11 protein-coding genes are annotated in these 12,002 nt (G+C 67.6%); 10 read left to right on the forward strand and 1 reads right to left on the reverse strand.

Annotated features, from left to right (window positions below; all coding sequences use genetic code 11):
- Nucleotides 1-67: 67 nt before the first annotated feature.
- Complete coding sequence (gcvA, locus tag JJ918_RS06935; protein WP_291885009.1) at nucleotides 68-1,003, reverse strand: transcriptional regulator GcvA; 936 nt, start codon at nucleotides 1,001-1,003, stop codon at nucleotides 68-70.
- 182 nt (nucleotides 1,004-1,185) lie between these two features.
- Between gcvA and cysG the strand changes: the two genes are divergently transcribed.
- The 10 genes from cysG (at nucleotide 1,186) to JJ918_RS06985 (ending at nucleotide 11,719) form a co-directional block, all read left to right on the forward strand.
- The gene (gene cysG, locus JJ918_RS06940; protein ID WP_291885011.1) at nucleotides 1,186-2,514 is read left to right on the forward strand and encodes a siroheme synthase CysG; all 1,329 of its coding nucleotides are present in this window, start codon (nucleotides 1,186-1,188) and stop codon (nucleotides 2,512-2,514) included.
- Nucleotides 2,511-2,780, forward strand: coding sequence for a DUF2849 domain-containing protein (locus JJ918_RS06945; RefSeq protein WP_291885013.1), 270 nt, complete (start codon nucleotides 2,511-2,513; stop codon nucleotides 2,778-2,780). Before cysG ends, JJ918_RS06945 begins: the two co-directional genes overlap by 4 nt.
- A 4-nt stretch (nucleotides 2,781-2,784) precedes the next feature.
- Nucleotides 2,785-4,422, forward strand: a complete 1,638-nt coding sequence (locus tag JJ918_RS06950) for a nitrite/sulfite reductase (protein ID WP_291885015.1) — start codon at nucleotides 2,785-2,787, stop codon at nucleotides 4,420-4,422.
- The gene (locus JJ918_RS06955; protein WP_291885018.1) at nucleotides 4,409-5,524 is read left to right on the forward strand and encodes a phosphoadenylyl-sulfate reductase; all 1,116 of its coding nucleotides are present in this window, start codon (nucleotides 4,409-4,411) and stop codon (nucleotides 5,522-5,524) included. The genes JJ918_RS06950 and JJ918_RS06955 overlap by 14 nt, the downstream gene beginning before the upstream one ends.
- A 33-nt stretch (nucleotides 5,525-5,557) precedes the next feature.
- Nucleotides 5,558-6,574, forward strand: coding sequence for a cysteine synthase A (locus tag JJ918_RS06960; RefSeq protein ID WP_291885019.1), 1,017 nt, complete (start codon nucleotides 5,558-5,560; stop codon nucleotides 6,572-6,574).
- A gap of 45 nt (nucleotides 6,575-6,619) precedes the next feature.
- On the forward strand, nucleotides 6,620-7,438 hold the full coding sequence (locus JJ918_RS06965) for a ferredoxin--NADP reductase (RefSeq protein ID WP_367277658.1): 819 nt from the start codon (nucleotides 6,620-6,622) through the stop codon (nucleotides 7,436-7,438).
- Nucleotides 7,439-7,513: 75 nt separating this feature from the next.
- Nucleotides 7,514-8,266, forward strand: a complete 753-nt coding sequence (locus JJ918_RS06970; protein WP_291885024.1) for a DUF72 domain-containing protein — start codon at nucleotides 7,514-7,516, stop codon at nucleotides 8,264-8,266.
- A gap of 378 nt (nucleotides 8,267-8,644) precedes the next feature.
- Nucleotides 8,645-9,637 carry a homoserine dehydrogenase gene (locus JJ918_RS06975; protein ID WP_291885028.1) on the forward strand — a complete coding sequence of 331 codons (993 nt, stop codon included), beginning with the start codon at nucleotides 8,645-8,647 and terminating at the stop codon, nucleotides 9,635-9,637.
- Nucleotides 9,637-10,575, forward strand: coding sequence for a homoserine O-succinyltransferase (locus JJ918_RS06980; protein ID WP_291885032.1), 939 nt, complete (start codon nucleotides 9,637-9,639; stop codon nucleotides 10,573-10,575). The genes JJ918_RS06975 and JJ918_RS06980 overlap by 1 nt, the downstream gene beginning before the upstream one ends.
- Nucleotide 10,576: 1 nt before the next feature.
- Nucleotides 10,577-11,719 carry a PLP-dependent aspartate aminotransferase family protein gene (locus JJ918_RS06985; protein ID WP_291885035.1) on the forward strand — a complete coding sequence of 381 codons (1,143 nt, stop codon included), beginning with the start codon at nucleotides 10,577-10,579 and terminating at the stop codon, nucleotides 11,717-11,719.
- Nucleotides 11,720-12,002 lie beyond the last annotated feature (283 nt).

A 12,002-nucleotide genomic window follows, 5' to 3' on the forward strand; every position in this document is an offset into this window, starting at 1 on the left:
GATCCCGGATCTTCAGCCTGCCTCCGCAGGCTTCCGTCCGGGAAAAGTGAGGGAGGGACAGCCCCCCCTACAACTCATCCACCGAGTGCTCGTGCACCCGCGCCTCCGCCCGCAGCCACGCAATGAAGGCCTCCGCATCCGGGCTGAGCGGGCGATTGCGCGCCGTGACGATGTGGTAGGCGGAGCGCACGGGTGAGGTGCCGTCGGCGAAGAGGGCGACCAGGCGGCCGGAGGCCAGGTCGTTCTGGGCCAGGGCGCGTTTGGCGAGCGCCACGCCGCGGCCGGCCACGGCGGCATCGATCACCAGGGCGGACTGGTTGAAACGCACACCGCCCGCCGTATCGACCCCGCGGATATTGCGGGCCTTCAGCCAGGACGGCCAGTCGGCGCCATCGACCTCGCTTTCCGGCGAAGCGTCGTGCAGCAGGGTGTGGCCGTCCAGATCGCGCGGCGTCGCCAGGCGCGGCCCGTCGCGCAGCAGGTCGGGCGAGCACACCGGCAGGACTTCCTCGGGTAGGAGGGTTTCCTCGTTCAGCGTCATGTCGCCGCCGGGCCCGTAGCGTATGCCCAGATCGGCGGCCCCGGCCGACAGATCGACGCGTTCCGACGTCGCCGCGATCCACACTTCAACGCCCGGCTGGGTCTCCTGGAAACGGTGCAGGCGCGGCGCCAGCCACTTGCCGGCAAAGGAGGGCGCGACCGATACGGTCAGCGCGCGGCGCTGCACGGGCTGGCGCATCAGCGAGACGGCGCGCTCCAGGGTCTCGAAGGCATCGGAGGCCACATTCGCCGCTGCGCGGCCGGCCTCGGTGAGGGAAAGCCCCCGCCCCTCGCGCACAAAAAGCTGGGCGCCGACATGCTCCTCCAGGGAGCGGATCTGCTGGGAAATCGCCCCCGGCGTCACGGCCAGCTCGTCGGCGGCGCGGGCGAAACTTTCCAGGCGCGCGGCGGCCTCGAAGGCACGCAGCGCATTGAGCGGGGGAAGGCGGGAGGAGCGGGCCATGACGTCAGTTTAGTTTTTCTAATCTGAAATGCCAAGAAACGTCGTTTGAAACCGCTGCATCGAATAGAAATATTGCACTCGTCGCGCCACGAAGGCGCAGGATCGGATGAGTGAACATGCAGGTCTTTCCAGCCTCCATTCCCCTAGATGGGCGCACGGTGATTGTCGTCGGACGTGGACCGATGGCCGAACCGAAGGTCCGCCTGTTCGCTGCCTCCCCTGCCCGGTTGCTGTGGTTCACCGGAAACACGGACGATCCTGTTCCCGCGGATATCGCCCAATATGCGCGGATCGAACGCCGCATGCCGACGCGGCGGGACCTTCGTGGCGCGACTTTGCTTTTCATCGCCGGCAGCGACGACATCCCCGTCGACGCACTGGCCCGCACCGGCCGCCGTCTGGGCATTCCGGTCAATATCGTCGACAGCCCGTCGGCCTCCGATTTCCAGACCCCCGCCATTGTCGACCGGGACGGCATTGTCGTTGCCATCGCCTCGGGCGGTGCCGCGCCGGTCCTGTCAGTGGATATCCGCGCTGCGGTGGAACAGGTCCTGCCCGCGCGCATCGGCTCGCTGGCCGATCTGGCGCGCGAGCTGCGCGGCACGGTGAAGTCGGTCCTGACGAAATTCGACGATCGCCGCGCTTTCTGGGAACGCGCCCTGCGCGGCAAGGCCCGCGATCTGGCGCTCTCGGGCGACAAGGCCGGTGCCCGTCGCGAAATGCTGCGCGAGCTGAACGGTGAACGCGCGGAACGCAGCGGCATCGTCCACCTGGTCGGCGCCGGTCCCGGCGATCCCGATCTTCTCACCCTCAAGGCCGCCCGCCTCTTGCGCGAAGCCGATGTCATCGTGCACGACCGCCTGGTCTCCGAGGGCGTGATGGCGCTGGCGCGCCGCGACGCGCTGCGCATCGATGTCGGCAAGACCAAGGGCCATCACCCTGTGCCGCAGGACGAGATCGGCGCAATCCTGGTGCGCGAAGCCCGCAAGGGCCAGCGCGTCGTGCGCCTCAAGGGCGGCGATCCCTTCATTTTCGGCCGCGGCGGCGAGGAGCTCGACGTGGTGCGCGCCGCCGGTATCGCCGCTGAAGTCACGCCCGGCATCACCGCCGCCATGGCCTGCGCTGCTTCGGCCGGCGTGCCGCTGACCCATCGCGATCATGCCCAGTCCGTCACCTTCGCCTCCGGCGTTGTGAAAAAGGACGGGCCCGATGCCGACTACCGCGCCCTCTCGGCCCCCAATTCCACTGCCGTCTTCTATATGGGCGTCGGCGCTGCGCCGGAGATCGAGCGCAAGATGATCGCCGCCGGCCGGGCACCGTCCACGCCCGTCGCCCTTATCGAGAACGGCACGCACGACACCGAACGCCGTGTCTTCGGCACGCTGGGCGGCCTCGCCGCACTGGTCGAGCGCGAAGGCATTGCCGGCCCCACCGTCATCATCGTCGGCGAAAGCGCCGGCACGGCCGCGGCCCAGGCTGCGGCTCAAGCCTCCCTGGAGAACTACGCATGAAAGCGATCACCGCAAACCGCCTGACCGACGGCCGCGTGATCTACCGCACGGCCGAGGGGCAATGGTCCAGCCGCCTGGACGAGGCCGAACATCTGGACGGCGACGCCGCCGAGGCCCGCCTGGCCCAGGCCGAGGCCGAGTTCGGCATCGCGGTCGGCCCCTATCTCATCGATATCGAGGACGAGCGCCCCGGCGGCCAGAAATGGCGCCGCGAGGCGATCCGCCTGACCGGCCCGACGACCGGTTCCACCCGCGAGCCCGCCTGATCCCATGTACAAGTACGACGCCTACGACCATGCCCTGGTGCGCGAACGGATCGAGGAATTCCGGGACCAGGTCGCACGCCGCCTCGACGGCCGGCTGACGGAAGACCAGTTCAAGCCGCTGCGCCTGATGAATGGCGTCTATCTGCAGCTGCATGCCTACATGCTGCGGGTGGCGATCCCCTACGGCACGCTGAACGGTCCGCAATTGCGCACCCTGGCCCATATCGCCCGGCGCTATGACCGCGGCTATGGCCACTTCACCACGCGCACCAATATCCAGTTCAACTGGCCGGCGCTGGTGGATGTGCCGGACATTCTCGACCATCTCGCCAAGGTCGAGATGCACGCTATCCAGACCTCGGGCAACTGCATCCGCAATGTCACCGCCGACCCCTTTGCGGGCGCCGCGGCCGACGAGATCGAGGACAGCCGCCCCTGGGCCGAAATCATCCGCCAATGGTCGACCTTCCACCCGGAATTCACCTTCCTGCCCCGCAAGTTCAAGATCGCCGTCAATGGCGCCCGGGACGACCGCGCCGGCATCCGGGTGCATGATATCGGCCTGCAGATCGTGAAGAACGAGGCCGGCGAGACCGGGTTCGAGGTCTGGGTCGGTGGCGGCCAGGGCCGCACGCCGCGCCTGGCGCAGAAGATCCGCGACTTCCTGGAGCCGCGCGACCTCCTGTCCTACCTCACCGCCATCCTGCGCGTGTACAATCAGCACGGCCGCCGCGACAATCTCTACAAGGCCCGGATCAAGATCCTGGTCGAGGCGCTGGGCGCCGAGGAGTTCGGCCGCCAGACCGAAGAGGAATGGGCCGATATCCGCGAGGGCGAGCTGGAATTGCCCGCCGCCGAGATCGCCCGCATCCGTGCCTTCTTCGACCGTCCCTCCGTGTCGAAGGCGCAGCCGGTTCCGGTTTCCGGCAAGCCCGGTTTTGCCGGCTGGCTGCGCCGCAATCGCCGCGCCCACCAGGTCGAGGGCCTGTCCTCGGTCGTCATCTCGCTGAAACCGGTCGGCGGCACGCCGGGCGACATCACCGACGACCAGCTGGACATCGTCGCCGACCTGGCCGAGCGCTACGGTTTCGACGAGGCCCGCGCCACGCCGGACCAGAATCTGGTGCTGCCGCATGTGCGCAACGAGGATCTGGAAACCGTCTGGGATGCCCTCGTTGCGGCCGGTCTGGCCACCGCCAATGCCGGCCTGGCGACGGACATCGTCTCCTGCCCGGGGCTGGATTATTGCAGCCTGGCCAATGCCCGCTCCATCCCGATCGCCCAGGCGATCTCCAGCCTGGTGGAGGCGGAAGGCCTGGCCGAACCCGTCGGCGATGTGACGATCAAGATCGATGGCTGCATCAATGCCTGCGGACACCACCATGTCGCCCATATCGGCGTGCTCGGCGTCGACAAGCGGGGCGAGGAATTCTACCAGATCACCCTGGGCGGCGCCTTCGGCAATGATGCGTCAATCGGTGGCATTGTCGGCAAGGGTCTGGCAGGCGAAGACGTACCCGGCGCGATCGTGCGGGTGCTGAAAACCTATCTGGAAATCAGGGACGAAAACGAACGCTTTATCGACACGCTGCGGCGCGTCGGTGCCGATGCGTTCAAGGAGTCGATCTATGTTGCAGCTTGAGCGCAATCCGCAATCCCGCAAGCGCGTCGAGGCCCAGATGGAAGCCGGTGGCGGCGCCGTGGTGGAAATCCCCGGCGAGACCGACTGGCGCGAGGCCGCCGAACAGGCGCGCGGCGCGGTGCAGGTCGATATCCGTTTTGCCAGCTTCAAGGACGGGCGCGGCTTCTCGCTCGCCGCCCTTCTGCGCGAACGCGCCGGCTATGCCGGCAAGCTGCGCGCCGTGGGCGATCTCATCCCCGACCAGGCCATGCATCTCAAGCGCGTCGGCTTTGACGATGTAGCCCCGGACAATGACAATCTGGACGCCGACTGGGCCCGCGCCCGCGCGCGCTTCTCGCACGCCTACCAGCCTGCCCAGGACAAGCGCACGCCGGTCTTCCGCCACCGCCAGGCCGCGCCGGCCGGTGACGATCTGGCCGCCCTGAATGCCCGCTATCGCGGTCTCGATGCGATGGAGATCCTCGAGGACGCGATCCGCAATGAGTGGACCGGCAGGATCGCCATGCTCTCCTCCTTCGGCGCGGAAGCCGCGGTCGGCCTGGACATGATCGCCCAGATCGCCCCGGACACGCCGGTCGTCTTTCTCGATACCGGCCGCCTCTTCGCCCAGACCGAACAGTATCAGCGCGCGCTGAGCGAACAGCTGGGCCTGACCAATATCCGCGTTCTGGCACCCGACAGCGCCGAAGCCGCCGCCGAGGATGGCGATGATCGCCTCTGGCAGCGCAATCCCGATGCCTGCTGCGCCCTGCGCAAAGTGCGCCCGCTGGCGCGCGCCATCGGCGATTACGACGCGCTGATCACCGGCCGCAAACGCTTCCATGGCGGCGAGCGCCTGGCCCTGCCCGTCGTCGAGCGCATCGATGGCCGCATCCGGGTCAATCCGCTGGCGGCCTGGGATGCCGAACGTGTGAACGCCTATTTCAAGCGCTTCGATTTGCCGCGACACCCCTTGAGCGATATGGGGTATGCATCCATCGGCTGCTGGCCGTGCACCGCCCCGGTCGAGGATGACGGCGATGTGCGCTCCGGCCGCTGGCGCGGACGCGACAAGACCGAATGCGGCATCCATGCCCCCGCCGAGCGTATCGCGGCGGAATAGGCTGGACACACAAACCTGGAAGGACACACCCGCGTGTCACATGTGCTCGACCTGATCGGCAATACGCCGCTGATCCGGCTGGACGGCCCGTCGGAGGCCACCGGCTGCGAGATCCTCGGCAAGGCCGAATTCCTCAATCCGGGCGGTTCCGTGAAGGACCGCGCCGCGCTGAACATCGTGCGCGAAGCCGAGGCCGACGGCTCGCTGAAGCCCGGCGGCACGATCGTGGAAGGCACGGCCGGCAACACCGGGATCGGGCTCGCCCTGGTCGGCGGCGCGCTGGGCTATGACGTCATCATCGTCATGCCGCGCACCCAGTCGGAAGAGAAGAAACAGGTCATCCGCTCGCACGGCGCGCGGCTGATCGAGGTGGATGCCGCCCCCTTCTCCAGCCCCAATCACTTCGTCCACTATTCCCGCCGCCTCGCCGAAGAGCTGAACGAGAGCCAGCCCAATGGCGCGATCTGGGCCAACCAGTTCGACAATCTCGCCAACAAGCGCGCCCACGAGAAGACGACCGGTCCGGAGATCTGGCAGCAGACCGGCGGCAAGATCGACGGCTTCATCTGCGCGGTCGGTTCCGGCGGTACGCTCGCCGGCGTCGCCGCCAGCCTGCGCGCCAACAGGCCGGACATCGCCATCGGCGCCGCCGACCCGGCCGGTGCAGCGCTCTATAATTACTACACGAAGGGCGAGCTGAAGGGCGAAGGCTCCTCGATCACCGAGGGGATCGGCGTCAATCGCATCACCGGCAATCTTGAAGGCCTGGATGTCGACCACATCTACCGCATCGAGGATGCGGAAATGCTGCCCATCCTGTTCGAACTGGTGAAGACCGAGGGCCTGTCGCTGGGCGGTTCGGCCGGCATCAACATCGCCGGAGCCATCCGCCTCGCCCGCGAGCTGGGCCCCGGCAAGACGATCGTAACGATGCTGTGCGATGCCGGATCCCGGTATGCCGGCAAGCTGTTCAATCCGGAATTCCTGTCCAGCCGGGGCTTGCCCGTCCCGCCCTGGGCCGATAGCGAAGCGCCGCGCGCCACGGCCTGATCTCGGGCCGCCAAGGTAGAAGAGACGACGATGAACGACATGACGATGACCTCGACCGCCCGCGTGAAGAACGCGATCAGCGCCAAGCCGGGCCCCTACACGATCGAGACCGTGCTCGAGGTGAAGCACTATACCGACCGGCTGTTCTGGTTCCGCATCACGCGGCCGGACGCGTTCCGCTTCCGCTCGGGCGAATTCGTCATGATCGGCCTGCCCAAGGAAGACGGCAAACCGCTTCTGCGCGCCTATTCCATCGCCAGCCCCTTCTGGGACGAGGCGCTGGACTTCTACTCGATCAAGGTCGCCGACGGTCCGCTGACCTCGCGCCTGCAGCACATCCAGCCGGGCGACCAGGTCCTGCTGGGCAAGAAGCCGACAGGCACGCTCGTGCTCGACGCGCTCAAGCCCGGCAAGCGGCTCTACATGGTCTCCACCGGCACCGGCATAGCGCCGTTTGCCAGCCTGATCCGCGATCCGGAGACCTATGAGAAGTTCGACCAGGTCATCCTCACCCACACCTGCCGCGAAAGCGCCGAGCTGACCTATGGCAACGAGCTGGTGGAAGCTGTGAAGTCCGACGAGCTGATCGGCGAGATGGCGCAGGAGAAACTGGTCCACTTCGCCTCCACCACGCGCGAGGACAGCCCGGTGAAGGGCCGCGTCACCGATCTCATCGAGAGCGGCGAACTGTTCGGCCACCTGAACGTCCCGCCGCTCGATCCGGCGGTCGACCGCGTGATGATCTGCGGTTCCGAAGGCCTGTTGAAAGACACCCGGCAGATCTGCCTCGACCGCGGCTTCATCGAAGGCTCCAACGCCGCCCCCGCCGACTTTGTTGTCGAAAAGGCCTTCGTCGCGACTTAGCAGACGCACCCTCGCGCCCCTATATAGGTCGGACCATACAGGTCGGGACTGGCAGCGACGGGGAGCGAGCACGCCATGACGGGAATGATCAGGGCCGGGATCGGCGGCTGGACCTACGCGCCCTGGCGCGGCGTCTTCTATCCGGAGAAGCTGAGCCAGAAGCGCGAGCTGGAATACGCCTCGCGCCAGATGAATTCGCTGGAGATCAACGGCACCTATTATTCCGGTTTCAAGCCCGATACCTGGATGAAATGGCGCGACGAGACGCCCGAGGATTTCGTCTTCGCGGTGAAGGCCAGCCGCTTCTGCACCAACCGCAAACTCCTGTCCCAGGGCGGCGAAAGCGTCGAACGCTTTCTCGACCAGGGGCTGACCGCGCTGGGCGACAAGCTGGGCCCGATCAACTGGCAGTTCATGGCGACCAAGAAGTTCGATCCGGAGGACTTCGAAGGTTTCCTGAAACTCCTGCCGCAGGAGAAGGACGGCATCCGCCTGCGCCACGCGCTGGAAGTGCGCAGCCCCACTTTCGACACCGAGGAATTCTACGATCTCGCCCGCAAATACGGCGCCGCCATCGTCTATGCCCATGACGACGAAGCGCCCGACTGGCCGCGCATCGACCAGGACACGGCGGACTTCAGATATGCCCGCCTGATGTCGAGCCGCGAGGACGAGCCCACCGGCCTCTCCCCGGAAGAACTCGACGGCATCGCCGGCCAGACCCGCGCCTGGGCCAGGAGCGGCGACGTCTTCGCCTATTTCATCGCCGGGGCGAAAGTGCGCAATCCGGCCGCAGCGCAGGCGCTTCTGGCGAAGCTCGAGGCGTAGGCCGAGCGCAGCCCGCCTTTCTTCCCCATTTCGTGGGGAAGTGGGCCGCGGCTTCAGCCGCGGGTCGAAGGGGCCGGCGCGCCAGCGCCGGAAGATGGTGGCGCTTGCCTCAAGCACACCGCCGCGTACCGCGGCGCCCCTCCCCCGCTTCGCGGGTCCCCCTCCCCATTCCATGGGGAGGAAAGACACCCCGCACACGCCGCTTGACACACATAAACATATCTTTATACGTGAAGACGCGCCGATTTGATGTTCAGCTTGCGGGCGCGGAATAAGTACGGCTAAAGCGGAGCGAACGGAGGAATATCAACGGCTTGCCGCCAATCCTCCGTTTCCGCAAATCGGCGTTCGTTCTTTTCCGCGCATATGGGAAACGACATGACGCAACTTGCGGCCCTCGATTTCGAGCTTCCCTCGCACAATGTCCGCCCCCTCCGCACCCGCCTGCGGGCGGTGCTGCTGGGTTGCGGCACGGTGAATTCCGGTGTTCTGGACGGGCTGGCAGAGATGTCCGAAGCCGTCGAGGTGTCTGCCGTGGTGACGCGCCGCGCGCGCACCGGCAAGGATGGCCGCACCGCCTGGCTGACCGATATCCGCGACGCGTTCGACACCGGGCCGGACCTGGTGATCGACGGCCTGCCGGACTGTCCGGCCGCCGAGAAGGCGCTGGAACTGGCCGTCGAGCGCGGCATCCATGTCGTCTCCGCCAACAAGGCCGTGATCGCCCGCCGCCCGGATCTGGAAGTGCGCGCCCGCCGCAAGGGCACACGCTTTGTCTATTCCGCCGCGGTCGGCGGCGGCGTGCCGGTGCTGGAAACCGTTATCCGCCTCACCTCCGCCGGCGAACGCATCGCAAGCGTGCGCGGCGTGCTCAACGGCACCTCGAATTTCGTCCTGGGCCTACTGGAACAGGGCACGGGTTTTGACGAAGCCATCGCCGCCGCCCAGGCCGCCGGCTTTGCCGAGGCCGACCCGTCTGCCGATATCGACGGGCTGGACGCGGCGGCCAAGCTGGCCCTTATCGCCCGCAAAGCCTTTGCCTTCGCCCCGGACGCCGCCAGCATTCCGGCGCAAAGCCTGCTCTCGCTCGATCCCGGCCAGGTGTGCGGCGCCCGCGAGAACGGGCTGCGCTATCGCCAGCTGGCCGAACTGAACCGGCTGGAAGACGGCACGATCGACGCCCGGGTCAGCCTTACCGCCCTGCCGGAAGACCACCCGCTCGCGCGTCCGGAAAACGAAGAGAATACTGTCGAGATCGTCTGTGAAAGCGGCCTGAAGGTCGTGCTTCACGGCAAGGGCGCCGGCCGTTCCCCCACGGCCGGCGCCGTGCTGGCCGACATCCGCGATCTCGTCGAAGCCGGAGAGGTATGATGGCCGTGACCCTGGAATGCATCCCCTCCACCCGATGTCGTGACATCACCACGATCGCCCTGGCCGGCAATGGTTCGCCGGTGCGCGTGACCGGCCGGATCACCGGTCCGGACGAAGCCCCGGCGGTTGTCGTGCTGGGCGGCATCTCCTCGGGCCGCAATGTCACCGATCATGAGGGCGAGCCCGGCTGGTGGGCCGCCCAGGCCGGACCGGCCCGCGCCATCGATACCGACCGCCGCCGCATCCTCTCCTTCGACTTCATCGGCGAGGCGCTTTCCCCCTTCCCCACCACGCAGGACCAGGCCCGCGCCATTCTCGCCCTGGCCGACGCGGCCGGGATCGACCGGTTCGATATTATCGGCTCCTCCTATGGCGGCATGATCGGCCTCGCCCTGGCCGCGCTGGCACCGGCACGGGTCGGCAAACTGCTGGTGATTTCCGGCGCCCATCGCCCCTGCGCCATGGCGCAGGCCTGGCGCTCGATCCAGCGCGAGACCGTGGAACTGGCCCTGCGCCTGGGCGACGGCGCTGCCGGGCTCGACCTCGCCCGCCGTCTCGCCATGACCACCTATCGCACACCGGACGAGCTGGAAGACCGGTTCTACGCGCCCGATCCGGACAGCCGCGACGCCTGCGGCATTGCCGGCTATCTGGAAGCCCGCGGCCGCGACTATGCGCAAACCGTGTCGCCCCAGCGCTTTCTCGCCCTGTCCTGGTCCATGGACGCCCATGATGTGGACCCGGCCGGTATCGCCTGCCCGGTCACCTATCTGGCCGTGCTGGAAGACCGGCTTGTGCCCGCCTCGCAGATCGCCGAGGCCGCCGGCCGCACGCCGGACGGACGGCTGAAAACCCTGCATTCGCGCTATGGCCACGACGCCTTCCTGAAGGAAGAGACGGCCATCGCCGACACCATCACCGACTTCCTGCGGAGCTGATATGAGCCAGGATCCCCGCACACGGGCCATCCGCGCCGGCCTCAACACCGACCGCAGCTGGAACGCCGTCATCCCGCCGATCTCGCTGTCGACTGCCTATCGCCGCGAGGACCCGGCGGTGCAGCCGGCCTATGACTATGCCCGCACCGCCAATCCGGGCCGCTCCCTGCTGGCCGATGCCATCGCCGAGCTGGAGAATGCCGCCGGGGCCGTGGTCACCGGGTCGGGCATGTCGGCGATCGACCTCCTGCTGCACGATCTGCCCTTCGGCGCGCGGGTGATCTGCTCGCACGACGCCTATGGCGGCACGCGCCGCCTGCTCGATGCGCGATCCTCCGGCGGACGCCTCGTGCCGGTCTATGTCGACACGTCCGACCTCGACGCCGTCTCCGCCGCCCTCAATGAGGACGCGGCCCTGATCCTGGCCGAGACCCCGTCCAATCCGCGCCTGCGCATCACCGATATCCGCGCCCTGGCCAAGCTCGCCCGCACGGCCGGCACCGAACTGGCCATCGACAACACCGTGATGTCGCCCGCCCTGCAGCGGCCGCTCGACTGGGGGGCGGATTATTCCGTCCAGTCGATCACCAAGCTGATCAACGGCCATTCCGACATGGTGGGCGGCGTGGTGTGCTGTGCCGATCCGGAACGGGTCGAGCGCCTGACCTGGTGGGCCAATTGCGTCGGCACCGGCGCCGGGGCCTTCGACAGCTATCTCGCCCTGCGCGGCCTGCGCACCCTGCCCCTGCGGGCCAAGGCCCAGTGCGAGAGCGCACAGGAAGTCGCCACCTGGCTGGCGCAGGACGATCGCATCGCCCATGTCGACTATCCCGGCCTCAAGACCCATCCCGGCCATGACATCGCCGCGCGCCAGCAGGACGGGTTCGGCCAGCTGATCTCGATCCAGCTGTCGGACCGTGCCGCCAGTGCCCGCGATGTCGTCTCCCGGCTCGACCTCTTCACCCTCGCCCAGTCCCTGGGCGGCGTGGAAAGCCTCGTCTGCATCCCCGCCCTGATGACCCACGCCTCCATGTCCCCGCAAGCCCGCAAGGAGGCCGGCGTGCCGGATACGCTGATCCGCCTTTCGGTGGGACTCGAGGGTGCCGCCGACATGATCGCCGATCTGGACAAGGCGCTGGGTTAGTTTCCCCGGCCTCTCCATTTTTCCCGGATGAAAGCCTGCGCAGGCAGGCTGCAGATCCGGGACCGACCGAGGGCGGTTTCAACTGATGAGTCTCCCGTAGATCCCGGCTCTTCGCCCGGCCCAAGGCCGGGCTTCCGGCCGGGAAAAAGCAGGGTGCAAATGCCGGCCACCGGACAAGGCTTCCCCTGCGCCAGCGGGGGAAGTGGCCGAACCCGGCCTCGGGCCGGGTGAGGTCGAAGGGGGTGAGTCACAAGTGCGCGCTGCGCGCTCCGCGGCGCTTTCG

Origin of the sequence: Maricaulis sp., assembly GCF_017642925.1 — a bacterium.
In the GTDB taxonomy this organism is placed as follows: Bacteria; Pseudomonadota; Alphaproteobacteria; order Caulobacterales; family Maricaulaceae; genus Maricaulis.